Origin of the sequence: Singulisphaera acidiphila DSM 18658 (assembly GCF_000242455.2) — a bacterium.
GTDB classification, from domain to species: domain Bacteria; phylum Planctomycetota; class Planctomycetia; order Isosphaerales; family Isosphaeraceae; genus Singulisphaera; species Singulisphaera acidiphila.
Window position 1 is genome coordinate 6244064 of sequence record NC_019892.1, and the last position, 23078, is coordinate 6267141.

The following is a 23078-nucleotide window of genomic DNA, read 5'->3' on the forward strand; positions in this document are numbered from 1 at the left end:
CCCATTGGCGACACTCATGGAGGATGACGATGAAGACGCTGATCTCCGGTCTTGCAGTTGCCTGTCTGGTAGGGGTTGTCGAAGCTGATGAATGGGATTCGCGACCCCAGCAACTTGGGCTTTACTACCGCGAAGCACCAAGTTTAACGACTGGTCCGAGGCCGCTTGGGTTGTATTTCGAGGCTGAGTCGGGAATGGTAATTGCACCCCGAACTCCAAGGACATCCGCCTTGACTAAGCGTCGGGCGTTCTATTTGGAGCAGCTGAAAAAGAAGTCAAGCGAGGGACGCATTCCATCGACCGGCCGTCAAGCGAAGTAAGCCTTCAGACCGCTCTAAGAATTAGTTCCAATGGTCGGAGACTCGGTCGATTCGCCTACCTCCGTGTCCTGAGCCGCAGGTCGGTTCACTTCGCAACAACAGTGGCAGCGTTGTCCCGAAGAAGGATCTCGTGGTGTGAACGTCGGTCGAAAAACGTAGCGCGCGCCGGTTGAAAAACGTAGCGCCCGGTAAACAGACGTTACCTGCTCGAGCTCGCCTCGTCCACAGGGGACGATCGCTCAGCCACTCGACTTTCGTCCACGAGTCCCGTGCTCGATGCCCTCCTTTCGCGATTCAAGCCATCACCGCCCCGACGACGCTTCGCCTCCTTGAGGCGATAACTCTCACTGCCCGTCTCCACGATGTGACAGCGATGGGTCAGCCGGTCCAACGCCGCTGCCGTCAAACTCGCGTCCAGCAGTACCTCCGTCCAGCGCTCGAACGGCAGGTTCGTTGTCACGATTAGGCTGGTTCTCTCATATGAAGTACTGATGACATCAAAGAGCAGCTCTGCTCCCACTTTGCTCGCCGGCACGTAACCCAGCTCATCGAGCACCAACAGGTCCAGCTTGCTCAGCTGGCCCTTCAGCCTCGCCAACTGGTGCTGATCCCGTGCCTCCAGAAGGCTGGTGATCAACTCGGTCACACGCACGAAACGCACCCGCTTGCCCCGCTGGCATGCCTCCACCGCCAGTGACGTCGCCAGGTGGGTCTTCCCCGTACCCGACGCACCGACCAAGAGAATATTCTCACGCTTGTCAATGTATTCGCATCTCGAAAGTTCACGCAACAGATGCTCGGGAATCGCCGGCTGGGCCGCGAACGCGAACTCACCCAGCGTCTTCAACGCCGGAAACCTCGCCGCCTTCAGGCGTCGCGTCGCCGCTTTCCGTTCTCGCTCGATCAGCTCCAATTCGCACACCCGCAGCAGGTAGCCCAGATGGTCCACCCGTTCGCTCGCGCACTGCCGGGCCACCTTCTCACACTCCGCCCCGATCGTCGGCAGCTTCAATGACCTGAGCATGGGCTTCAAACGGACCAAGTCTCCTGGCGTTGCGTTCGGCTGGCTCATGGCTGCGCCTCCCCGCACAACGAACGGTAGCCGCTCAGATCCGGCGGCGGGACGCTGACGCGTGGCAAGTGGGGACGACCTTCCAGGTCCAACGGCGCCGTCGGCCGATCCCGCCGGTGCTCCAGGATCAAGCGCACTCCATCGACCGCCGAGATCTCCAGGCGCAAGGCCTGTTCGACCGCCGCGGTTAACTCCTCGAGCGTCGCTCGCTCCAGGAGTCGGAGGACTCGGATGTACTCGATCTGACCTCGCGGCCCATGGTCCTCGGCCAGGCGACGACGGAGTGCCGCGAAGCAAGCCGGCAGCTCCCAGCCCTCCAAGGGCAGTGCGAAGTCCAGTGCCCCTGGCTTTCGCTCCAGCAGGCCCAGGTAATGGACCGGATCGAAGATCGTCCGGCAGCGATCCCAGCACCGAGTGTGGTCGGCGACGATCGTCCCGGCCGTCTCCATCCGCACTCGTTCCACATCCGCCACCACGGTCAGACGCCGATGCGCGTATCGCGTCGGGACCGAGTAGTCGTTCCGGTCGAATCGCACCAGCGACAGCGAGTTGGCCCGGACCGCCTCCACCTGACGGATGCTCAACGGTTCCTCGGGCAGGTTGAGCAGTTCGCCTCGCTCCCGCTCCAGAAGTTGGCCGTTGGTCAGCGATTGGCCCCGCGTGGTGCGGCCCAGGTCGCCCCGGCAACTCTGCTGCAGGCGGGCATTGAGCGCGGCGAACGAATCGGCCTCGGGGACCGGCACGAGGAAGTTGCGCCGCGCGTAGCCCAGGAGCGACTCCACGTGCCCCTTCTCGTTGGGGGAACGGACGCGACAGAAATGAGACTCAAACAAGTAATGACTTTTCAGTCTGAGGAACTCGGTCGTCACGCCCTCGCCCCGCTGGCCGATGATCCGCGCCACGGCGATCCGGGTATTGTCGTAGGTGATCCGACGGGGTACGCCGCCGAAGCAGGCAAAGGCGAGGCGATGGCCCTCCTGGAAGGTGAGCGTGCATTCCCGCGGGAAGACGGCGCAGAAGATCGCATCGGAATGGGTGAGCGTCATGACGAACAGTGCGGCGGTGGAGGAATGCCCAGCGATGTCGACGACGGCGCGTCCGAAGTCCGCCTGCGCGTCGCCGGGCCGGTGGATGAGGGGAAGGAAGGCTTCGGCTTGCCCCTCCCGCCAGGCCTGGACGACGCCTTGAACCATGGTCAATCCACCCCGATAGCCGTATTCATCGCGGAGGCGCTGAAAGAGGCGACGAACGGTGTGCCGCTGCTTCCTGGGAGCCTTGCGGTCGTCCTGGAGGATTTGGTGGAGGATCGGCAAGAACGGCTCGAGCTTGGGGCGGGCGCGGGGTCGGGCCTGGCGATAGCCCGGAGGTTCGTCATGGAGGAGGATCTTTTGGAGGGTGTCCCAGTGGATGTCGAACTCGCGACAGATGGAACGCTTGCTCTGTCTGTCCACAAGGACGCGGCGGCGGATCTCGGCCCAGTTGTGCATGTGCGTGAACACCCATAGACCTCGCGACGCGTGGGTATCGAGGCGAAACGATGTTCGCCTTGGTGTACCAGACGCCACGAGTGAATCCATGAGCGCTACGTTTTTCGACCGAACATCGGAGACCGGCGCGCGCTACGTTTTTCGACTGACGTTCACATCTCGTGGTCACGAATCATCGCTTTGTCCATGGGGCTGGTGGTGATTTCGATCACGGTTCCCATTTCGTCCCCGGCGTTGGGCGATTTTCGGTAGTCAGCGATGAAGTCATCGAGCCTGCGTCGATCGTTATCCTGCCCGGTTCCGAACGCTGCCTCTCCACTTAGTTCCAAATGCTACAGCTCCCTCAAGTTGGGCAGTTCTCGTTGCAGATCCGCCTTCCCCTGATCCGTCACCCGTGTGTTGTATAACAGTATCTTGCCGAGTTGCTTCAAGCTCTTAAGGTGGGCAAGGCCCGCATCCGTTACCTTTGGCCCTTCAAGGACGAGTGTATCGAGGTTAGGAAATCGCTCCATCCGCTTAACGAGTCCGGCGAGTTCAGCGTCTCCAACATTTTCCCTGAAGATGATGCGACTCACGCCTTTACGTCCTGCCAAACGGCCCATGTCATCTCCCCCCGTGGCCGACACCCTGGCACCCAATGTCTCGAACGGGGCGACGGCTTTACGCCACGCTCGCACTTGTTCTACGACCACGACGATCTGGCACACACACCCGACGATCAAGAAGGCTACGAAACACTTGATTGTCAGGAGACGAAGTTTCCTCATGCTGACATCCCAGAATGCTACTACTGCACCGACCGAACCCTTCGTCGGAACCAGTGGACAAAGTCGCCCAACGAAGGTGGCGAAGACAGCGGGCACATGGTACTGACTTATGCGTGAAAGTCTAATAGACTTGGCGTAGATGATGCAGGGAGTTTCAGGAACTTCGATGCAGAAGGACGACTTTGTCCCTGCCCCTTGAATTTGCTCTGAGTTGGTTCCCTCCACACTGGCGGATTGTCTCACAACGATTGTGTGAAACGAAGTGGGCGTCTCAGCTAACTCAGCCCGATGAAAATCTGAGAGCCATCCTCGCTTTCTCGCGATTCATCACATCGACACGTTTATTTTTTGTATGTTTCGGTGCGACGCATCCTGGAGATGCCTGAGCCTGGAGCATTCAGCGTGTGATAACAACCGGGGAGACGCGTCCGATGTGGCCGTCCATGCCTCGTCCCCAGCACCCCGGCTGTCGTTGAGTCATGTTCTAGCGATTTATCCCTCCCCCCATCAACCATCAATAAATTCGTGAATGCGTTGCCATTGGCGTGCCAAAATGACTTGAGAGTGCCAGTGTGCTCGCCACCGTTGACCGATGGCTCGCAGTGTCTGAAGGGCAAGTGAGCCCTTCCTGCCCACGCGGTGAAACCGCGTCTCTCATCCACACGCATCGCTGAATTGCACTCATGATCACTTCAAGAAGTCATTAAATTTTGCTAAGATTGTCAATCTGAGCCAGGCAGTCGCCGAGCGAAACTACACGACCAAACCCCAGCAACTCGGCCGATCTCACCTATCGCAATATTGCCGGAGAGATCGGAGAGATTGGTGGCGATCAGGAGTTGGCGAGGCTCATGGGGATCGGGCTGACGGTTGAACCTCCACCCGCCACGATTGAGGCGGTGAGATTCGCCCTCGATAAAGGGGGCTATACCGAGGCGTCTCGTCTGGTGAAACTCCTCGAAGCAACGCCCGTGTCTTAAGAAACGAAGAAGCCTCCCTCTCGATCGAATCGAGAGGGAGGCTTCAAGCGTTTTGGTGACGCTGGCGAGAAACCAGACGATCAAAAAAAACTGTCATTCAGGCTTACGTCGAATGTGGCGATCGTAAATCCTTGCGTCATTGGAACTTAAGCGGAGAGGGAGGGATTCGAACCCTCGGTACCTGTGACAGTACACAGCATTTCCAGTGCTGCACCTTCGGCCTCTCGGTCACCTCTCCGTCGTCTTCAAAACCCCGACCCAAGAATTTTTGCCAGAAGCTGGTTCCGGCAAACTCTCGCAGGTGATCCGCCTGGCAATCCAAACCTCAGGGAGTGCCCTGTTGGTTTGGTCTTTCAGCTCGTTAGGGTCCCTATCCTACCGGGAACCGAGATCCTCTTCCAGTCAGTTTCCCGGAACGAGGGAGTGATTCCTCGATTGGGAGGAGCAGGACCCGGTGCAACACGCGTTTCCGAGTGGTCCAAAGGGCGAAGGTCACGGTTGACTGGATCGCCGATACCTCCAGCAAACGAAGGATTTACGTCTAGGGTCCGGTGGATTATGAAGCCCGGAATCAAGGGGAGTGGCCGAGGCGGAAAATGTGGAGGCTTGCGCCGTAATTTCGTCCGCCTCGTCACCGTTCTGGTTCCGGGCTTGTCATCGAAATCGTGCCACGGAGGTCAGGATACCCCCGCCGATTCCAGCAGTTTGCGGTAGGCCGATTCGGGCCGGAGGCCGACGAGTCGCCCGACTTCTCGGCCGTCGCGGAAGGCCACGACGGTCGGGACGGCCGAGATCATCAGGTTCCCCGCCAGCTCCTGATTAGCGCCGGCATCGACCTTGAAGATTCGGGCACGACCGTTGTAGTCCGTAGCCAGGCGGTCGATAACCGGGGCGAGCTGACGGCAAGGGCCACAATACTCGCCGTAGACGTCAAGCAGCACGGGAACGGGGGAGCTGAGGATTTCGGGCTCGTACTGGGATTGGTTGATTTCTTGGGTCATGATCCATGTCCTTTTTTTGTTTTCCAATGGTTGGGAGGAGGACGACGGTTTCCGCCACTACCGGAAGAGAATGCGAGAGCCAACGGCTGAGGTGGACATCCAACCGAGTGGGAGTCCCTCGATTGGGGGGTGGGGTGGTCGGCTTGATGCCTTGCACTAAAATGGGGCGCAATCAGAGATGGGCTGGTGGAGGTATCATTGAGGATGAGGAGGGGGGGAGCTGAACCATGGGCCAGACCACCGAAGCGAGCGACCTGCTGGACCGGCTCCGGGCCGGTGACGATTCCGCTCGGGAGCCGTTAGTGGCCCTGGCTCAGAAGCGGTTTGTGACTCTCGCCCGTGCGATGCTCAGACGCTTTCCGCATGTGGGACGTTGGGAGCAGACGGACGACTTGCTCCAGGCGGCGCTCTTGCGACTTCACCGCAGTCTCGCCACGGTCCGACCTGAAGGGGTCGCCCATTTCGATCACCTGGCGGCGGCACAGATTCGTCGGGAGTTGATTGACCTGGCGCGCCGCGATTATGGTCCCCAGGGAAAAGGAGCCCATCACCACACCGATGGGGTCGACCCTGGTTCTCGACTGGCCGGGATCGACAACGGATCGGAGCGGCCTGAGACGCTCGAGGGCTGGGCGGCCTTCCATGAGGTCGTGAACCGGCTGCCCGAGCCGGAACGGCAGGTCATGGACCGGGTCTGGTATCAAGGGATGAGCCATGCGCAGGCCGCTGCGTCGCTTGGGGTTGCGACCAAGACGATCCAACGGCGGTGGGCTTCCGCCCGGCTCTTGATTCGCGATGCCCTCCATGGCGATTCTCCCGAAGGGGAGTGAGGCATGAACGACGATGGAAAGTGACCGAGAGAAGATCCTCGACTTAATCGTGCGCTGGGAGGAGGGCAAAGCCCAGGGGGAGGCCCTCGCGCCCGAGGAACTGTGTCGCGATTGCCCGCAACTCCTCACCGGCTTCCGCCGGCAGGTTGCGAAACTCGAGCAGGTGGACTGGCTGAATGAGTCCATCGAAAGCGGAACTCTGATGTCGGTGTCCGCATCCGGCTTTGCTCGGTTGGTGCCGGCCGACTCCAGCTTGCCCCGTTTGCTGGCCGACCGTTACCGGCTCGACTCCTTGGTGGGGGAGGGGGGCTTTGGGCGGGTCTACAAGGGGTTCGACACCTGGCTCGAACGACTTGTCGCCGTGAAAATTCCAAGGGTGGACCGGCCGGTTACTTCGGGGGAGGTGGATCAATGTCGCATCGAAGCACGTAAGGTGGCCCAACTCCGGCATCCGAACATTGTCCCGGTACATGACGTCGGGCGCGAGGGGACTTCGTGCTTCATCGTCGGTGAGTGGATCGAAGGAACCAACCTGGCGCTCTGGATCAAGACGGAACACCCTGACCACGAGGCGTCGGCCCGAATCGTGGCTGACGTGGCCGATGCCCTCGACCATGCGCATCGGGCCGGCTTCGTTCATCGCGACATCAAGCCGGCGAACATCTTGATTGACCTGCAAGGCAAGGCTTATCTGACCGACTTCGGGATCGCCGTCCTCGAGGAGGACCTCAAGAGGAACCAAGGCGGCGTCGGCACGCTTCCCTACATGGCTCCTGAACAACTGACGGAAGAACTTGGGCCCATCGATCACCGGGCGGATCTTTACGGTCTTGGCGTGGTCTTGTTCGAGCTACTGACTGGCCGTCGCCCGTTCTTGGCGGGGACTGCGATCGAGTTGCGTGAGCAGATCGTCAATCAAGCTCCCCCGTCCCTTCGGAGCATCGACGGATCAGTGCCGGAGCAATTGGAGCGAGTCTGCCTCCGAACACTTGCGAAACGGGCCGACGACCGCTATCCACGGGCTGACCTTCTGGCGGCCGATCTTCGAGCCTCGCTGGAGGTCTGAACTCCGCGAGACCGATCTATCAGAAATTCCAACGTCAGACCCGGCCGTCCAAACTCGAATCAAGCCATTCCAGTAGCCCGGCCGGGCTACTGGAATTCGGTTGAGCGGGCAGAAGAGCAGCCGGAGGAATTCGGACTGGTCCACCCGAGCGGGCGGGCTCATTCCGAGTGATTCTCAGTCCGTCTTCTTATCGTCTTTCGCTTTCGCCGGCTTGGCGGATGCCCTGGCCTTGGCGGCGTCCGCCGCTGAGCGGCGACGGCCTTCGAGCGATTTCTTTTGCGCCTCGTCGAGCAGGGCCTCACATTCTTCAACCATCTTGGTGTTTGCCTCGGCGAGTTCTTTCTTCAGTTCTTCAATTCTCGATTGGTGTTTCGCCACGACCTGATAGATCGAGTCTTTCTGTTCACGCGAGAGGCCGATTTGCGCGAAGTAAGGCGGAACTCGGCGCACCGAATTGTTCGATGGCTTGGCTGCGGGGGCTTCGGTTTTTGTGGACGAGGATGAGGTTGTGGGAGGCGCCTCTTGCGCTGTCGCAGGGATCAAGCTCAAGAATAAGATTGAGACGACGCTCATTCCAACCGTGACCCATCGAGACGATAAAATCATCGCTTGTTTTCCCCTTTATAGTCACAACAGAAATCGAACGTAAGAACGTTTTGAACTTACGTTACGTGTGGCGATTTGTCCAGTAGTATTTTTTTACGTTGTGCAAGATCAACGTCAATCGTCGTTGACGGCTTTGAAATGGAGATGGCTTCACATCCGTCTGCACCAGGGCGGTCGGCGAAGGCGAAGAGGATGTGGCGAACCCACCCGTTCGAGCCGGCGGGACGCGGCCTCGGCTGTGAAACGCCTTTCAAGTCGGTGGGCCGGGCGTTGGGTAAGAAAGGAATTTGGACGAGGGGAGTCGCTGGGATCAGCGGCAGTTTGGGATTGGAGGATGTGGCTTGCGGACCTCCGGAAACCCGCTGGGATTGCGAGTGACCGGCTCAAGTGAAGAGGCAGGGGGCCGTTGGCCCGGCTGGGAGTGGATGAGTCTTTCGGCGGATCATCGACCATGAACTCGCTAAGGGAAGGGGGGAAACTCAATTCGAGCTTCCCCCCTTCCTTAGTTACTTAAGCTTTGGCTCAGTAGGAGTCGGCGGAGATCACCTCGCCGTTCCCCTTGGTGCCGAGGGCCCACCAGGTGTTCCAAGAAACCGAGTTCTTGATGAACTTGACCGAACCATCGGCCATGGCGACGTTCACGCCGCCGGAGTGGGCGCTCGTCGCCAGGTTATAGTGAGCATGCTGAGCCTGGGCGCAGCAGTCGGTGCGGCAGGCCACCCACTTTGCTCCGTTCGGCGGGATGACGGTGTTGAACATCGAGTAGCCCAATGCGCCGATGCCCCAACTGGAGCCACGGGCGTTTCGGGTGTTTCCCGTCAGTGGTCCAGTCTGAAAGTCCGTGTCACAGCTTGCCATGTCGGCCTTGATCTGGGTTAACAGTCCCGTGGCGTCAACCCTGCCGCTTGCTTGCCCACTGCTCCCCCTGGCTGCATTGCCCTCCCGATTTGGCTCATTGATCGCGTTGCCGACCAGGGATTCGGAGTAAGCAATTGTGTTCGAGGTTCCGTCCTTGACCTCCGCAAGCGAGGTGGAGGCCCTGTTGCCGAACATTCCCGTGGTGGCTTTGAGTTCGTTGCCACAGCAGTTGATCGTGGTTGTACCCTGGCTCGCACCGTAGCTGTTGTAGTTCACCTTTCCCGCATTGCCGTCGGAAGGGCAAAGGAAGGAGGCGATCTTGGAATTGAACGCGGTGGAATTGATGGTGCCGCCTTCGGTCCCCGGTCGCGGGGCGAAGTTGTAGTTGATGGCGGAATAGATCGCCTGCTGCTCGATGTACGGCAGGAGTGCGGACTGGGCACTCCAGGCATCCCAGGTAATGCCGCCGTTATCGGTCATGTCGCCATAGGTGAATGACTGCGGGGCGCTGCTCGGGTTGTGCGACCCTCCCATGGGAAAGGCGTTGAGTGCCGAGTGGTAGTTATGGAGTGCCAGACCAATCTGCTTCAGGTTGTTGATGCACTGCGACCGGCGAGCGGCCTCGCGGGCCGCTTGCACGGCTGGGAGCAGGAGTGCGATGAGCACAGCGATGATTGCAATGACCACCAGAAGCTCGATGAGCGTGAACCCGCGTCTCAGATTGCTTCTCATACATGGCCTCCCATCATTCGATTGACTTTGAAATCACAGGAAAAAGAACAACGTCCTCACACGAGGACGGAAAAAGGGCGATCGAACCACTCGTTGTCGCGGAAGTTCTTCGCGTTGAGGTCATTAACTGAACGATGGGGGAGGAAAGAGGGAAATCATCACAACACGATTGCCGTGAGCCTGACCCCTATCTTTTCTTGGCCTTGCCTTGAGTCTTCATGAAATCGATTTGAGCCTGGTCCGCGGCCTTATGTTCGGCCGGATATTCGGTTTGCGGAGTGGTTTTCTCGGCGTCACCACCGCAGCCGGGCAAGCTGGCCGAAGCCGCGACGACCAGCGCCAACACCAAGGTCAGGCTGTTCCAACGAGCCATGCTTGAGTGCAGCTTCATCATGAGAGATGACTCCAGTTATTGTTCGAAAGATATTTGGTAGACTTCACGGATCGGGAAGAAGGGAGCCAACAGTACGTGAAGGATGTAGAGATTGCAATAACATGGCGTGCTACTCCACGCGAGAATATCGGCGTCCTGAATGGCCTTCATTCAAATAAGCCCGAGCCAGACCACGGAACAGCGTGCGCGGGTTCGCCGTGTTTGTCAAATTGAAATGTTCTGGCTTGATCGAACGAATCAGTTCGGATTGCTCGCAATGAATCGTGGGGGAGAGCGAATCCCTCTGCGGTATTGAAAAGGGATCCGGCTGAGTCTCGATACCGATCCCCTTGGGGTCGGGGACTTTACCGAGGGCTGCCCGGGCGTTACCATGCCCTCAGCCGAACGCATCGACGTCGGGACGAACCAGGCGGCGAGTGACCGTTGGGAGTTTTGTTTGTTCGCGGCGTCCGGTTCTGGAGATCTTCCCACATGGCCTCGGACCCAAAAGCGGCATCCACGCCCCCAAGCACCCAGGTTAAACAACGTGATCCTGGGATCCGAATTTTCACTTACCCGAAACTTATCTTCATCTTCCCGACCATGATCGCTGCCTTGATCTGCGGGATCGGGATGGAATTGATCGGGGACCGGACCAGCGATCCGATCAAGCTCGAGAAAGCTGAGGTGGCGGCCAAAGAGGCGAAGGGGGAACCGGTGGCGGTGCCGGCCGCCGTGACTCTGAAGCACGAACGGTTTATGACCTCGCAGAACTTGTTGGGGATTCTCTTCCTGGGAATTTTCACCTTCAACCTGCTGATTATGGCGATCGACTTCCCGCGCTTCACGGTCGTTGCGATCGTTCTCCTCGTCTTGCTCGGCCTCTTTTTCTTGCTCTGGATCGCGGCCTACTTTGATGCCGACTTGCTCAAACCGGCTCGGGTCCTTGTGGGCGGAATCTATGTCGTCGCCAACTCCGGCTTCTATTTCATGGTCGCGGCGATCCTCGCGCTCAACTTCGCGGTGATCTATGTGACGCGCTATCTCGACTACTGGGAAATCTTGCCCAACGAGATTCTTCATCACCATGGTCCGCTCAGCGACCTGGAGCGTTACCCGACGCTGAACCTCAAGTTCGACAAGGAGATTCCCGACGTCTTCGAGTTTCTCCTCTTGGGGGCGGGCAAGATTGTTCTGCACGTCACCGAGGAACGAAAAGCGATCGTGATGGAAAATGTGCTCTTCATTAACGCGAAAGAGGAAGGACTCAAGCGGATGATGAGCCGACTCGAGGTTCGCGTCACGACCGACCAGGAAGTGTCTCAGCCTTGAGCGGAGTAAAGTGAGGCTGCCGGCGCGAGCTTAAGCTTGAGGTCGGATCCGGATGGGAGAATAAAAAAACCCGGCTCCTTAATAAGGAGCCGGGTTCAGGCGATTGGGCTGTTTGAGCGGTTTTCCGGGGTGTCGTCCCCTGACTTCCCAACGACTCCCGAATGCGGGCCGGGCAGGGTGCCCACAGTCCCAGGAAGTCACCAACTCGGAAGCGGGCCTAAACCGCGTGACCGGGAGACGAGTAATCCTCGCGCGGTCGGGTCTCGGCTGGGGTGTCGATCTCTCCCGGCCGGTGCAGTTTCAAGGAGATTGGTGCGGGGATGGCTGATGACGTCGGCATCGGTTGGACCGTTTCTGGAAAGGGTCCGTGGCGCAATTCGTCGAGGATCGCCCCTTGCAGAGCATCATCGATATCGCGGAGCCGACGAGCCACGTAGGCGCCATCGAGGACGCGGTGGTCGTAGATCAGCTTCACCACGACGTCGCCGCTGGCCGAGATTGGCCCGAACGTCAGCGTGGTGGTTAGCGGCGAAATGGGATGGAGGGATTCCGCCCCCAGAGCGCCGTAACTCGTGAGGCCGAAAGTGCCGAACCGTTTGGCCCGCTTGAACCCTGAGACATTCAGGGTACTCCACCAGAAGAGACGTCGAATCGGCCGGGGCACGCGGCTGAACGCGAGTGCCCGGCGATAGACTCCGACCCGTTCAAGTGGCTGATTCTTGTAGAACCGTAAGGCTTCCTGGAGCTGGCAGATCGACTGCTGCTCAGGGGCCCGGAACAGTCCCACGAAGACGCCGTCGTCCCCTTGGAACGAGCGCTCGATGGCGAGCGCGCAATTCATCCAGGGGTGTTCGTATATTCGTGGCCATGGAAATTCCAGCAACGCCCGCCGCAACGGCGGATGCTGCACCCCGACCAACGCGTAAGCCTTCATGAACAAGAGTGCCCACGAAGGTCGCGACGGGTGGTGCTCGCGTGGCTCCATCAACGCCGAAACGTTGACAACTCGACTAACGGGTGTCGATGGAACCTGACGCGCGAAATGCACCAGATCGATAATAAATCGTCTGGGCCCGCTAAGTGGGAGAATCCTTCCCTTCGGCTCGTGCATCCATGCACCTCGCCCAGGCTGAATCGGCTGCCTCGATCCCTTGCGCGACCCGTGATGGGAAATCGAGTCGCCTAGAGGGGCGAAGACTAACGGAAAGGGTCTTCCTTGGGAAGGCGAAGGTTCGCGATTGTCCACCATGCCATCAGAGCGGCTCGAGGCTGTCCTGCGCTCGCCCTTACGCTACAGTAAGGAGGTCTCCACAACGGGGCGTATGGCATGCCATAATCGTAGCGGATTACCGAACGAGCGAAACCAAAAGGACTCGCGAGAGGATCTTCGTCCATGCCCGAGACCGAGCAGCCCGAAGTCTTCGTCCATTTCTTACCGAGCCTGATCCCTCCTGGAGCCTTGAAGGGGGGGGTCGCTGTGGTCGTGGATGTACTCCGGGCGACAACGGCCATGGTTCACGCCCTGGCGGCCGGCTGTGAGGCCGTGATCCCTTGCGGGGAGATCGATGAGGCCCGCCGTGAGTCCCACGGGTTTCCGGCCGGCTCGGTCCTTCTTGCGGGGGAACGGGAGGGGCTGCCCATCGAGGGGTTCGACCTCGGCAATTCCCCCCGCTCGTTCACCTCCGAGGTCTGTCGGGGTAAGACGCTGGTCATGACCACGACCAACGGCACGCGCGCGATTCTCGCGAGCCTGGAGGCCGAGCGGGTCTTGATCGGCTCCTTCCCCAACTTCGCCGCGACCGTTCAGGCGTTGCATCTCGAAAGCCGCGACGTCCATGTGGTCTGCTCGGGGACTGACGGTTGCATCAGCCTCGAAGACGGCCTGCTCGCGGGTGCCTTTGCGCAGCATCTCAAGGATATGGGGGCAGGGCTCAGGAATGACGAGGCGGAAATTGCCGCAGGGGCCTGGTCGAAAATCCACAACTCGCTCTGGTTCAAGAGCGGTGACCCCGACGCGGAGAGCAACCCGCTGGTTCGCTATCTCCGCCGAGGACGGGGCGGTCGCCGCGTCCTGGAGTTGGGATTGGCGGCCGACATCGACGATGCAGCCCACCTGAATCGGTCCGGCCATCAGGTGACCGCCGAGCTGCTTCGCGACCCGCTCCGGATTGTGGCGGTCCATCAAGGCCCTTGAGCGGATCGGGCCTCGACGAACAGCCTCAGCAGGTGCCGGCTCGCACCCTATTCACGATCGAACGAATGAGACATGATCGGTGGACCCGCAACGGGTTTCCGCCGCGACTATTAGGACGACGACGCGATGGATATGGACAAGCTGGTTTCGCTCTGTAAGCGCCGGGGGTTTATCTTTCCCTCGAGTGAGATCTACGGCGGCATCAACGGCTTTTGGGACTACGGACCCCTGGGCGTTGAGCTGAAGCGGAACATCAAGGAAGCCTGGTGGCGCGACAACGTCCAGATGCGTGACGACATGGTCGGCCTCGACTGCTCGATCATCATGCACCCCAAGGTCTGGGAGGCCTCGGGACACGTTGGCGGCTTCAGCGACCCGATGGTGGATTGCCGCGAGTGCAAAGGGCGGTTCCGCGCCGATCAGATGACGGCCCTGGTGTTCACCGATCGCTCCGGACCTCAAGGCGCGACCAATCCTCGTCCGCTCGTTTTCAGTGCGATCGGCGAGCGCGAGGACGTCGAGCGCGAGAACGCCAAGGCGATCGAGAAGTTCAAGAAGGCGAATGCGGCTCAAGCCGATTGCGATCCTGACGTGATCCGGCTCGACAACCTGGCGATCACCGACGAGCTCTATGCGCTCGTCCCTTGTCCGTCCTGCAAGGCGCGAGGCACGCTGACTCGCCCCCGCTCCTTCAACCTGATGTTCGAGACCAACATCGGAGCGCTCGAGGACGCGTCGAGCAAGGCCTACCTGCGCCCCGAAACGGCCCAGGGGATTTTTGCTAACTTCAAGAACGTGGTTGACACCGGGCGCGTCAAGACGCCGTTCGGCATCGGCCAGATTGGCAAGAGCTTCCGGAACGAAATCAATCCCCGAAACTTCATCTTCCGTTCTCGGGAATTTGAGCAGATGGAGATTGAATTCTTCTGCCATCCCGAAGAGTCGGCGAAATGGTATCAATACTGGCGCGATCAGCGGTTCCAGTGGTATGTCCGGCACGGGCTCCGCAGCGATCGGCTTCGACTCCGTGAGCACGACGCGAACGAGTTGGCCTTCTACTCCACGGGGACCGCGGACATCGAATACAGCTTCCCCTTCGGCGTCAGCGAGCTGGAAGGAATTGCGAATCGAGGGTCGTACGACCTGACGCAGCATCAGAAGTTCAGCGGCAAAGACCTGAGCTACTTCGATGAGGAACGTTGGGAACGCGACAAGGCAGGCCTCGGGCTGACTTCGTTCAAGGAGTACGTGAAGAAGCGCGAAGGGGAGCCGCAGCCGGGCTATCCCTACCAGTACATTCCCCACGTGATCGAACCGTCGGCGGGGGCGGATCGGGCCACCTTGGCTTTCCTCTGCGAAGCGTACAATGAGGATGAGGTGGGAGGCGAGGTTCGCAACGTCCTGAAGTTCCATCCCAGGCTCGCCCCGATCAAGGCGGCGGTTTTCCCCTTGGTCAGGAAGGACGGCATGCCCGAAAAGGCGGAGGCCATCTACCGCGACCTGCAGCGTCATTACCCCGTCTTCTTCGACGAGAAGGGGGCGATCGGCCGGCGCTATCGCCGGCAGGACGAAGCGGGAACGCCGTTCGGCATTACGGTGGACGGGCAGACGCTCACCGACGACACGGTCACATTCCGTGACCGCGACAGTTGCCGGCAGTGGCGTGTTCCCTTGGCCGGCGTCGTTCAGGCTGTGCGCGACTTGCTTGAAGGGGGATCGGTGCCGGCCGCCGACCGGCCCGCCGCCGCTGAGGAGAGCGACGCGACATGAAACCCTGTATTAGCCAAGCGACCACCTTGAGCACGTCCTTCGTGGACGACCTGAAGGCGTACGGGCGATCCGGCTGGACGGCCGTAGAACTCTGGCTGACGAAGCTGGAGAACTACTTGCTGACCCATTCGGTGGCCGAGGCCCGTGCGCTGCTCGATCAGGAGAAGCTCGAACCGGTGGCCGCCGCTTCACAAGGGGGGCTCTTGCTGGCTCGCGGCCCGGAACGTGAGGTCCATTGGGACCACTTCCGGCGCCGGCTGGCGATCCTCCAGGAGCTTCGCGTTCCGGTCCTGATCGTCGTCCCTGACTTTGTTCGCGAGATGGCCGCCGAGGATTACGGCCGCGCGATCGAGTCCTTGATCGAGGCGAACGAGCTGGCGCGTGGATTCGGGGTGAGGCTGGCGCTGGAGTTCCAAAAAGGAGCGTCCTTCTGCGCCAGTCTGGACACCACGCTCGCTCTGGTGGCGCAGTGTGGTTCCGAGGGGTTGGGCGTTTGCCTCGATCTTTTCCACTATTACACCGGGCCCAGTAAGTTTGAGGATCTCGCCTACCTGACTTCCGAGAACTTGGGCTGGGTGCAGGTCTCGGACCTGAGTGGAACCCCGCGCGAGCTCGCCAGCGACAGCGATCGGATCCTGCCCGGTGAAGGAGACTTTCAGATCGGGCCGATTCTCGAACACCTGGGACGGATCGGGTATACGGGGCACGTTTCTCTGGAAGTGCTCAACCCCCAACTCTGGCAGATTCCCGCCGATCGGGTCGCCGATGCGGGTTACCAGGCCCTCACTCGGGTGTTGGGAAGCTGGGGCCAGGAAGATTCATCGCGGGGAGGGTCCTGAGCGTGGCCTTGGCGGCATTTCCACCTCCCGTCGTTGTCTATCGCGAGGAACAGAACTTCGACTGGCGAGTGTACGCCTTCATTGCCGTGGCCGTGGGGCTTCTCTGGTTCGCCCTCTTTTGCTCTTACGTGACCGGTGCCAATCCGGGGGTGCGCGATAACGATGCGTCCCCCCAGTTGGCCGTCGGTTTCCTTGTCGGTCTGGTTTTGCCCGTTGTGCTGATCGTCGGCCTGCTTCGGATGACCACCGAAGTGTCTCCGACCGACCTCCGGGTTTGGTTTGGCTGGATCCCGACCTATCGCCGGATCGTCCCGATCAGTTCGATCCAAAAAATCGAGGTTGTGACCTACCGCCCCCTGGCCGACTACGGGGGGTGGGGGATCCGGCTTGGCCGTGATGGCGTTCGCGTTCTCAATGCGCGGGGTAATCTTGGTGTTCGCATCGACCTGGTCGATGGCACCAAGTTGTTGATTGGGAGCCAACTCCCCGAAGACCTGGCTCGTGCCTTGGAACGCGCCATGCAGCCTGGGGTTTGATTTACGGCGCACGAAACGGTGAGCCTGAACCCGAACTCGATCGGGAGGATCGACCCCCTGATTCGGATGAGTGGGAATCACCCCCTGGGACCGCGGGCGACCCGCCCGCTCTTGATCTGAATTCCATCGTAGTTGCGGGCAGATCGCCTGTGGTTCTGGGGGATGATTCTGAAAACCTGTGTCCTAAAATTAGGAAAGGGCTGCTTGGCCATTCAACGGATTGGCCACTCACCACCCTGGTTCGAGTTACCGACCTGGCCGGGCTCTGCTCATCCCTTCATGTACGAATCCGCCCTGTCGCGCCGATTTTTCGCTCTGGTCCCCGGTCGCGAAATGATGAACGGGTTGACACGATCAGAGTGGCGTTTAGACTGGATGCGACAACGTCTTGCGCGAGAAAGCTCCGGACGAGGTTGGTTCTGGAACCGCCCGAATGTTTTTTGAACCGCGAGTCCGAACCTTTCGGCGCGGCGGACCGTAACGATGATGAAGGCACCTGGTACTGAGACCGTGGAAGACCTCGCCCCCACCACGGACGAGGAGCTTCTCAGCCGATACCGCGAGACGGGACAGGCCGGGGACTTCGACGCGCTCGTTCACCGTTATCAGAACGAACTCTATCGTTACTTGGTGCGCTACCTGGGAGATTCGGCTTTGGCCGAGGATGTGTTTCAAAACACGTTCTTGCAGGTTCACCTGAAGAAATCGCTTTATGAAGATGGACGCCCTGTCCGTCCCTGGCTCTACTCGATCGCCACTCACCAGGCCGTTGATGCGTTGCGAAAGGTGGGCCGTCACCCGACGGTAAGCCTGGATCAACGCGTTGCGTCCAGTGAGAATGAAGCGGGGAGCTTGGTCGATCTCTTGGTCGGCGAAGACTCCGGCCCGTTGGCGGAACTCCAGGGGCAGGAACGGGCGGAATGGGTCCGCCAGAGCGTGGCCCGTCTCCCTGACACTCTGCGGGAAACGCTGACCCTGGCCTATCACCAAGATCTGAAGTATCGCGAAATCGCCGAAATCCTCGACATCCCGGTTGGCACCGTCAAGTCCAGACTGCACGCAGCTCTTGCCAAGCTTCAACAGATGGCGAAGGCAGCGAATCGAGACGGAAGTAGCTAAACCTATGAACGCTTCAGACCAACTTGATTACGTGCTCGGTCAACTCGAGGGCCCCACCCGCGAGCTGGCCGACGCCGAGGTGGCCACCGACCCGCACTTGGCGGAGGTGCTCGACCGCCTTGGCCGGGCTGTCCACCAACTGCTTGACGACGGGGAAACCATCCAAGTTCCGACTCACCTCCTGGTGCGGACCCGCGCCTTCGTTGCCGAACATGGGCGGCGACGGACGATTCTCGACTACGTGCCCACGACCGTCCCGTTCCGCTGGGCGGATATCGCGGTTGCGGCCGGCATCTTCTTGGCGGGCCTGCTCACGCTTGTCCCTGCCATGCAGCGGTCCAAGGATCGTATGGCCCAGGCGGGCTGTGGGTTCAACCTGCGGCAATTAGGGATCGGCCTGGCTCAGTACGCCGGGTTGCACCACCAGTATCCGTATGGCCCCACCGACCGGCCGAATGCCGTCGCCGGGACCTATGCGGTGACCTTGCAGGATTCCGGCCTGCTCAAGGACCTCAAGGCGCTTGACTGTCCCTGCAACGGGAGTTGCGAGCAGGAGAGCCCCAAGCCGCATTCGCCCGAGTCCTATCGCAGGATGCTCGATGGCGACTATGCCTATCACGTCGGCTACCGCAACCGGTCAGGTCGTCCCGGCCCCGTCCTCGCCAGTCACTCGTCCCATGTACCGCTGCTGGCCGACCAGCCCGCTCACGAGGGGGGAGTGATCCTGGAAGGGAATAGCCCGAACCACGGCGGTCGAGGCCAGAACGTCCTCTTCTCCGACGGCCACATTACCTGGCATACGACGCGGCAGGTCAGTCCGCTCGACCTCGACATTTTCTTGAACGAAGACCATCGCCCTGGACCCGGCGTGAACGCCAACGACGCCGCCCTCATTCCCAGCCTTTTTCCCTACACCGATCGGTGAGACGTTGAGGGATGAGGTCAAAGGGATTGGCACGCCCGCTCACCGATCAAGGTCGGTGGAGCCGGGCGCAGAGTAGAATGGCCAACATCGACTTGGCATCCACGATCCGTCCGTCGCGGACCATCTCCAGCGCCTCACTCCACGCCACAACCACCGGTTCCAAACGCTCATCCGGCTGGTGTTGCGTGGGGCCCGGCGTGAGATCCTCGCAGAGGTAGAGGTACATTCGCTCGGTCATCACGCCCGGCGAAACGAACCATTCGGCAATCCGGCTGATCTTACCCGCGCGGTAGCCGGTCTCCTCGCTCAGTTCCCGAGGCGCGGTCTGATCGGGCGACTCGCCGGGATCGATTGTGCCAGCGGGAACCTCGAGTAACGTCGTCTCGACCGCGTAGCGATCGTTCTTTACAAGGCAGACGTGATCGGCGTCGACCATCGGAACGAGAGCGACCGCGCCCCGGTGAACGACCACCTCACGCTCGGCTTTTGAGCCGTCGGCGAGTTGGACCTCCTGGAGCGCGAGGTCGATCTTGCGACCCTGATAGATCAGCCTGCGTCCCGGGGGGAGTGGGTCGGACATCTCTCTTGACCTCTGGTCGAGCCGAGCAGGGTGATCTTTCGGCCTACAAAGTGGTGTCAGTCACCCCAAACGTGGGCGATCCCTCCGAAGGGATACCACGTCTACCCACGCTCAGCGCCCTTCTCGATCGCGGATTGTGAGGACAGGGCAGGGGGCCTCACGGACGATTCGTTCGGCCACGGAGCCGAGCAGGACGTGGCTTAGCCCGGTTCGCCCGTGGGTGGCGACCACGATCAGGTCGATCGCTTCTTCGCGGGCGTAAGCAACGATCTCCTCGACCGGATCGCCCCAACTGACCGAGGTCTTGATGGCGGCGGGCTGGCCCCAGTCGGGCTCGAGCGTTCTGTCAAGCGCCGCGAGCGCCTGCTCCTTGGCCTCCGTGTAATACTCGGGAGGAAGGACAGGCGTCAGCATCGGGTCGGGCCCAACGGGCACGATGTCGGATAGGGCGTGGAGTAGGTGGAGCTCGGCTCCGAGCCGCTCGGCCAAAAGGCAAGCATACCGCACCGCCTTCGCGGCATGCTTGCTGAAATCGGTGGGAGCCAGGATCGATCGGATCTCAATCACGAGCTGGATCCTCGCTTACTTTTCTTCGCGTACCAGGGTATGGAACCGGCGCAGGAGGTCGAGCGTGACCGGTCCCGGTTTGCCCAGGCCGATCGAGCGGCCGTCGCATTCGACCACGGGAATCACCTCGGCGGCGGTCCCCGTCAGGAAGCATTCATCGGCCGTGTAGATGTCGTGGCGGTCCATCGAACGCTCGACCACGGTGATGCCGGCCGCGCGTGCCAGCTCGATCACCGCGTCGCGGGTGATCCCCTCGAGAATCCCAGCGTCGATTCCAGGGGTCAGCAGCTCTCCTCGGCGGACGATGAAGATGTTGTCGCCGGTGCACTCGGCCACTTCACCCTTGTGGTTGAGCATCAGGGCTTCGAGGCAGCCGGCGTTCGTGCCCTCGATCTTGGCCATGATGTTATTGAGATAGTTGAGCGACTTGATCCGGGGATTGAGCGCGCTCGGGTGGTTGCGCTGGGTGCCCGCGGTGATGATTTTCAGGCCGTGCTCGTAGAGTTCGGCCGGGTAGAGGCTGATGGCGTCGGCGATGATGATGATCTGGGGATCGGTCGTCTTCCGGGGGTCGAGCCCGAGGCTCCCTGAGCCTCGGGTGACGACGGCCCGGACGTAGGCATCGCTGAGGCCGTTGACCGCCACGGTGTCGACGATGGCTTTGGCCATCGCTTCCTGCGAGATCGGGATCTCGAGGTGGATCGACCGGGCGGATTCATAAAGTCGCTCGACGTGCTTCGTCAGGCGGAAGACCCGTCCCGAGTAGGCACGAATGCCCTCGAACACGCCATCGCCGTAGAGTAAGCCGTGGTCGTAGACGCTGATCTTGGCGTCGGCCTTGTCGTAGAGCTTGCCGCTGATATAGATTTTGAGGCTCATTTGGATGGCACTCCCGCCAAGGCACGTCTCAGAGACCGACCCCTTGGAATAATAAAAAAAAGGGGGCCCCCGCGCCTTGGTCTCAGGCTAAAGCGGGGGCCCATTCCTCGATTCGCCCCTCGGCGAGCCGAACGACCCGATCGGCTTGCAGGGCAATCTGAGGGTCGTGGGTGACCATGATCATAGTGAGTCCGCGTTCGCGGTTCAAGTCGCGGAGCAACTCGAGAACCCCTTGACCGGTCGCCGCGTCGAGGTTGCCGGTCGGCTCGTCGGCCAAGAGCACTTCGGGCCCTCCGGCCAGGGCGCGTGCGATCGCCGTCCGCTGCATTTCGCCGCCGGAGAGTTCCGTGGGCAGATGGTTGAGGCGGTGTCCCAGGCCGACCCGTTCCAGGAGGGCGGTCGCTTCACGACGGATGCGGCCCCGTTGCCCCATGTACGACCAGAGGCCGTGGCGGATCAACTGGGGCATCATCACGTTTTCGAGCGCCGAGAGCTCAGGGAGCAGGTGGTAGAACTGGAAGATGAACCCGAAGGTCTGATTGCGCAGCTCGTCGCGACGGCGATCGGACTGGTTGTCGATGCGCTGTCCGTCCAGAGTGACCGAACCTGCGTCGGGCGAGTCGAGCAGGCCCATGACGTGCATGAGCGTGCTCTTGCCCGAACCGCTGGCGCCGACGATCGCGACGAGCTCGCCGTGCTCGACGTCCATGTCGACGCCGTGGAGCACGGGAACCTGGTTCTTCCCTTTCCGATAACTCTTTTCCACCCCGACGGCCGAGAGATGAGTTGCCATCCTTGATTCCCCGGAAAGAAAAAAGTGAGTCGGATCCTTACTCAAAACGAAGGGCACGCACGGGATGCAGCTTGGAGGCCCGCTGCGCCGGCCAGACGCTTGCGGCCGCTGCGATGAAGAGCGCTCCGCCCACGATCCAGAAGACGGTCCAGGGCTCGACGAGGGTCGGGATCTCGTTGAAGTAGTAGATCGAGTCGTCAAAGACCTTGCGCCCGGTCACCTTGCTGAGCCACTTTTCAATCGTGTTGATGTAGTGGACGAACAAGAGGCCCCCCGCCATGCCGACCCCGCTCCCCACAGCCCCCAGGAGCAAGCCGTAGCCCAGGAAGATCCCCCGGACTCCCGAAGTGGACGCGCCCAGTGCCTTCATCACGCCGATGTCGCGGGTCTTCTCCACGACGATCATCGAGAAGATCGCCAGGATGCCAAAGCCGGCCACCGCGATGATGAAGAAGAGAAGCATGTTCAGGATGCTCTGCTCGACGGCCACGGCCGACAGGAGCGGTCCCTGCTTCTGCTCCCAGGTTGAGACCTTGAAATACATGGGGCGCAAGTCTTCCAGCGCCGTCTGGATCGTTGCTTTCAAGGCATCGAGGTTCACCCCGGGCTTGACCTTGATCTGGATCTGGTTGACCGCGCCTCGTCCCGTCTCGTTGACCAGGAGCCGGACCTTCTGGAACCGATCGAGGGGAACGTAAATGTGAGTCGAGTCGTTCTCGCTCATCCCGCTCTTGAAATAGCCGACCACGGTGAACTCGTCAGCCCCTGGCTCGGGTCGCTGGCTTGCCTTGGGGTAGATCAGTCTGATCTGATCCCCTCGACGAAGGATGATGTCGTCCTTGCCGTCTCGATGAAGAGTGCCCATCGCCCAGCCGATGATTGCGCCATCGGCGCTGACTTGTTCGTCCACCTGGGCACGTAGCGCCTGGTTGATGGCGCTGTCGGGATCCCCTTCGATGACCTGACCGGCGGGAGACGCCGCCAAGCGAAGCGACTCCGGCACGTCGAATGACGGCTTGATTTGCTTGCTCTTCTCGTCGACCAGGTATTCGGCAAAGTCACCGGTGCGTGCGCGTTCCTCGGGCCTGACGCCGAAGATTTGCACCTGCCGGGTGAACTTCTGGCCGCCATAACGGAACTGCATCAAGCCGTAGGTTTCCATGGCAGGGGCCATAGCCAAGACCTGATCGCCGGTAACTGCCTTGACCCGCGCCATCACCTCGTCGGAGTTGTAGAACCCGTTCATGTCGTATTCCGACTCCACGACAATGTCGGCCAGGACACCGTGGAGCCGGTCGCGCATCTTCTCGGAGAAGCCGGCCATGACGGAGTTGACCACGATCATCGTGGCGACGCCCAGCATCACGCTGATGACGCTCGCCAGCGCAATGTACCTGGTGCGCAGATACCGCCAGCAAAGCAGATATTTGTACATATCAGGCGCCTCCGTTC

General features: G+C 60.7%; 24 protein-coding genes and 1 tRNA gene. 10 read left to right on the forward strand and 15 right to left on the reverse strand.

What is annotated here, in order from left to right; genetic code table 11:
* Nucleotides 1-29 precede the first annotated feature (29 nt).
* Nucleotides 30-320, forward strand: coding sequence for a hypothetical protein (locus tag SINAC_RS40200; protein WP_015248258.1), 291 nt, complete (start codon nucleotides 30-32; stop codon nucleotides 318-320).
* Nucleotides 321-519: 199 nt separating this feature from the next.
* Here SINAC_RS40200 and istB read toward each other — a convergent pair whose 3' ends face one another.
* From istB to SINAC_RS24555, 6 genes are all read right to left on the reverse strand, one after another.
* Nucleotides 520-1392: an IS21-like element helper ATPase IstB gene (istB, locus tag SINAC_RS24535; RefSeq protein WP_015248259.1), complete on the reverse strand. Its 873-nt coding sequence runs from the start codon at nucleotides 1390-1392 to the stop codon at nucleotides 520-522.
* Entirely contained in the window at nucleotides 1389-2891 is a 1503-nt protein-coding gene (gene istA / locus SINAC_RS24540) for an IS21 family transposase (protein ID WP_015248260.1), read from the reverse strand. The genes istB and istA overlap by 4 nt, the downstream gene beginning before the upstream one ends.
* A 140-nt stretch (nucleotides 2892-3031) precedes the next feature.
* The gene (locus tag SINAC_RS40685; RefSeq protein WP_015248261.1) at nucleotides 3032-3208 is read right to left on the reverse strand and encodes a hypothetical protein; all 177 of its coding nucleotides are present in this window, start codon (nucleotides 3206-3208) and stop codon (nucleotides 3032-3034) included.
* Nucleotides 3209-3211: 3 nt separating this feature from the next.
* On the reverse strand, nucleotides 3212-3454 hold the full coding sequence (locus SINAC_RS41360) for a hypothetical protein (protein WP_237722741.1): 243 nt from the start codon (nucleotides 3452-3454) through the stop codon (nucleotides 3212-3214).
* A 1323-nt stretch (nucleotides 3455-4777) separates the two neighbouring features.
* Nucleotides 4778-4864, reverse strand: a tRNA-Ser gene (locus tag SINAC_RS24550).
* Nucleotides 4865-5303: 439 nt separating this feature from the next.
* Complete coding sequence (locus SINAC_RS24555; RefSeq protein ID WP_015248264.1) at nucleotides 5304-5627, reverse strand: thioredoxin family protein; 324 nt, start codon at nucleotides 5625-5627, stop codon at nucleotides 5304-5306.
* A 227-nt stretch (nucleotides 5628-5854) separates the two neighbouring features.
* Between SINAC_RS24555 and SINAC_RS24560 the strand changes: the two genes are divergently transcribed.
* Both SINAC_RS24560 and SINAC_RS24565 read left to right on the forward strand, forming a co-directional pair.
* A complete protein-coding gene (locus tag SINAC_RS24560; RefSeq protein ID WP_015248265.1) occupies nucleotides 5855-6457 on the forward strand; it encodes an RNA polymerase sigma factor in 603 nt (200 codons plus the stop codon).
* A 13-nt stretch (nucleotides 6458-6470) separates the two neighbouring features.
* Complete coding sequence (locus SINAC_RS24565) at nucleotides 6471-7523, forward strand: serine/threonine-protein kinase (protein ID WP_015248266.1); 1053 nt, start codon at nucleotides 6471-6473, stop codon at nucleotides 7521-7523.
* A 174-nt stretch (nucleotides 7524-7697) separates the two neighbouring features.
* On the opposite strand, the gene SINAC_RS41365 is transcribed toward SINAC_RS24565, so the two are convergent.
* The 3 genes from SINAC_RS41365 to SINAC_RS24580 form a co-directional block, all read right to left on the reverse strand.
* Entirely contained in the window at nucleotides 7698-7973 is a 276-nt protein-coding gene (locus SINAC_RS41365) for a hypothetical protein (protein WP_237722742.1), read from the reverse strand.
* A gap of 678 nt (nucleotides 7974-8651) precedes the next feature.
* The gene (locus tag SINAC_RS24575; protein WP_015248268.1) at nucleotides 8652-9719 is read right to left on the reverse strand and encodes a DUF1559 domain-containing protein; all 1068 of its coding nucleotides are present in this window, start codon (nucleotides 9717-9719) and stop codon (nucleotides 8652-8654) included.
* Between the two features lie 187 nt (nucleotides 9720-9906).
* On the reverse strand, nucleotides 9907-10113 hold the full coding sequence (locus tag SINAC_RS24580; protein ID WP_015248269.1) for a hypothetical protein: 207 nt from the start codon (nucleotides 10111-10113) through the stop codon (nucleotides 9907-9909).
* Between the two features lie 471 nt (nucleotides 10114-10584).
* Here SINAC_RS24580 and SINAC_RS24585 point away from each other — a divergent pair, with 471 nt between their 5' ends.
* Nucleotides 10585-11424 (forward strand): hypothetical protein, encoded by an 840-nt coding sequence (locus SINAC_RS24585; RefSeq protein WP_015248270.1) that lies wholly within the window; start codon nucleotides 10585-10587, stop codon nucleotides 11422-11424.
* Nucleotides 11425-11641: 217 nt separating this feature from the next.
* On the opposite strand, the gene SINAC_RS24590 is transcribed toward SINAC_RS24585, so the two are convergent.
* Nucleotides 11642-12265: a hypothetical protein gene (locus tag SINAC_RS24590; RefSeq protein WP_020466740.1), complete on the reverse strand. Its 624-nt coding sequence runs from the start codon at nucleotides 12263-12265 to the stop codon at nucleotides 11642-11644.
* Between the two features lie 552 nt (nucleotides 12266-12817).
* Here SINAC_RS24590 and SINAC_RS24595 point away from each other — a divergent pair.
* The 6 genes from SINAC_RS24595 (at nucleotide 12818) to SINAC_RS24620 (ending at nucleotide 18807) form a co-directional block, all read left to right on the forward strand.
* On the forward strand, nucleotides 12818-13618 hold the full coding sequence (locus SINAC_RS24595; RefSeq protein ID WP_015248272.1) for a 2-phosphosulfolactate phosphatase: 801 nt from the start codon (nucleotides 12818-12820) through the stop codon (nucleotides 13616-13618).
* A 126-nt stretch (nucleotides 13619-13744) separates the two neighbouring features.
* Nucleotides 13745-15388, forward strand: coding sequence for a glycine--tRNA ligase (locus SINAC_RS24600; protein ID WP_015248273.1), 1644 nt, complete (start codon nucleotides 13745-13747; stop codon nucleotides 15386-15388).
* The gene (locus SINAC_RS24605) at nucleotides 15385-16227 is read left to right on the forward strand and encodes a sugar phosphate isomerase/epimerase family protein (protein ID WP_015248274.1); all 843 of its coding nucleotides are present in this window, start codon (nucleotides 15385-15387) and stop codon (nucleotides 16225-16227) included. The genes SINAC_RS24600 and SINAC_RS24605 overlap by 4 nt, the downstream gene beginning before the upstream one ends.
* Nucleotides 16228-16229: 2 nt before the next feature.
* A complete protein-coding gene (locus SINAC_RS24610) occupies nucleotides 16230-16763 on the forward strand; it encodes a hypothetical protein (protein ID WP_015248275.1) in 534 nt (177 codons plus the stop codon).
* Between the two features lie 483 nt (nucleotides 16764-17246).
* Nucleotides 17247-17882, forward strand: a complete 636-nt coding sequence (locus SINAC_RS24615; RefSeq protein ID WP_015248276.1) for an RNA polymerase sigma factor — start codon at nucleotides 17247-17249, stop codon at nucleotides 17880-17882.
* 4 nt (nucleotides 17883-17886) lie between these two features.
* Nucleotides 17887-18807, forward strand: coding sequence for a hypothetical protein (locus SINAC_RS24620; RefSeq protein WP_015248277.1), 921 nt, complete (start codon nucleotides 17887-17889; stop codon nucleotides 18805-18807).
* A 46-nt stretch (nucleotides 18808-18853) separates the two neighbouring features.
* On the opposite strand, the gene SINAC_RS24625 is transcribed toward SINAC_RS24620, so the two are convergent.
* The 5 genes from SINAC_RS24625 to SINAC_RS24645 form a co-directional block, all read right to left on the reverse strand.
* On the reverse strand, nucleotides 18854-19387 hold the full coding sequence (locus SINAC_RS24625; RefSeq protein WP_015248278.1) for an NUDIX hydrolase: 534 nt from the start codon (nucleotides 19385-19387) through the stop codon (nucleotides 18854-18856).
* Between the two features lie 111 nt (nucleotides 19388-19498).
* Entirely contained in the window at nucleotides 19499-19954 is a 456-nt protein-coding gene (locus tag SINAC_RS24630; RefSeq protein ID WP_015248279.1) for a universal stress protein, read from the reverse strand.
* Between the two features lie 15 nt (nucleotides 19955-19969).
* The gene (gene ilvE / locus SINAC_RS24635) at nucleotides 19970-20833 is read right to left on the reverse strand and encodes a branched-chain-amino-acid transaminase (RefSeq protein ID WP_015248280.1); all 864 of its coding nucleotides are present in this window, start codon (nucleotides 20831-20833) and stop codon (nucleotides 19970-19972) included.
* 82 nt (nucleotides 20834-20915) lie between these two features.
* Complete coding sequence (locus SINAC_RS24640) at nucleotides 20916-21626, reverse strand: ABC transporter ATP-binding protein (RefSeq protein ID WP_015248281.1); 711 nt, start codon at nucleotides 21624-21626, stop codon at nucleotides 20916-20918.
* Nucleotides 21627-21663: 37 nt separating this feature from the next.
* On the reverse strand, nucleotides 21664-23061 hold the full coding sequence (locus SINAC_RS24645; protein WP_015248282.1) for an ABC transporter permease: 1398 nt from the start codon (nucleotides 23059-23061) through the stop codon (nucleotides 21664-21666).
* Nucleotides 23062-23078 lie beyond the last annotated feature (17 nt).

Bases quoted from the DNA above. Each gene is read 5' to 3' on its own strand.
- SINAC_RS24615 (WP_015248276.1), top strand. From the start codon at position 17,247: ATGATGAAGGCACCTGGTACTGAGACCGTGGAAGACCTCGCCCCCACC.
- SINAC_RS24580 (WP_015248269.1), bottom strand. From the start codon at position 10,113: ATGATGAAGCTGCACTCAAGCATGGCTCGTTGGAACAGCCTGACCTTG.
- SINAC_RS24640 (WP_015248281.1), bottom strand. From the start codon at position 21,626: ATGGCAACTCATCTCTCGGCCGTCGGGGTGGAAAAGAGTTATCGGAAA.
- istB (WP_015248259.1), bottom strand. From the start codon at position 1,392: ATGAGCCAGCCGAACGCAACGCCAGGAGACTTGGTCCGTTTGAAGCCC.
- SINAC_RS24595 (WP_015248272.1), top strand. From the start codon at position 12,818: ATGCCCGAGACCGAGCAGCCCGAAGTCTTCGTCCATTTCTTACCGAGC.
- SINAC_RS24645 (WP_015248282.1), bottom strand. From the start codon at position 23,061: ATGTACAAATATCTGCTTTGCTGGCGGTATCTGCGCACCAGGTACATT.
- SINAC_RS24590 (WP_020466740.1), bottom strand. From the start codon at position 12,265: ATGAATTGCGCGCTCGCCATCGAGCGCTCGTTCCAAGGGGACGACGGC.
- SINAC_RS24560 (WP_015248265.1), top strand. From the start codon at position 5,855: ATGGGCCAGACCACCGAAGCGAGCGACCTGCTGGACCGGCTCCGGGCC.
- SINAC_RS24625 (WP_015248278.1), bottom strand. From the start codon at position 19,387: ATGTCCGACCCACTCCCCCCGGGACGCAGGCTGATCTATCAGGGTCGC.
- SINAC_RS24620 (WP_015248277.1), top strand. From the start codon at position 17,887: ATGAACGCTTCAGACCAACTTGATTACGTGCTCGGTCAACTCGAGGGC.
- ilvE (WP_015248280.1), bottom strand. From the start codon at position 20,833: ATGAGCCTCAAAATCTATATCAGCGGCAAGCTCTACGACAAGGCCGAC.
- SINAC_RS40200 (WP_015248258.1), top strand. From the start codon at position 30: ATGAAGACGCTGATCTCCGGTCTTGCAGTTGCCTGTCTGGTAGGGGTT.
- SINAC_RS24605 (WP_015248274.1), top strand. From the start codon at position 15,385: ATGAAACCCTGTATTAGCCAAGCGACCACCTTGAGCACGTCCTTCGTG.
- SINAC_RS24565 (WP_015248266.1), top strand. From the start codon at position 6,471: ATGGAAAGTGACCGAGAGAAGATCCTCGACTTAATCGTGCGCTGGGAG.
- SINAC_RS24555 (WP_015248264.1), bottom strand. From the start codon at position 5,627: ATGACCCAAGAAATCAACCAATCCCAGTACGAGCCCGAAATCCTCAGC.
- SINAC_RS24575 (WP_015248268.1), bottom strand. From the start codon at position 9,719: ATGAGAAGCAATCTGAGACGCGGGTTCACGCTCATCGAGCTTCTGGTG.
- SINAC_RS24600 (WP_015248273.1), top strand. From the start codon at position 13,745: ATGGATATGGACAAGCTGGTTTCGCTCTGTAAGCGCCGGGGGTTTATC.
- SINAC_RS24585 (WP_015248270.1), top strand. From the start codon at position 10,585: ATGGCCTCGGACCCAAAAGCGGCATCCACGCCCCCAAGCACCCAGGTT.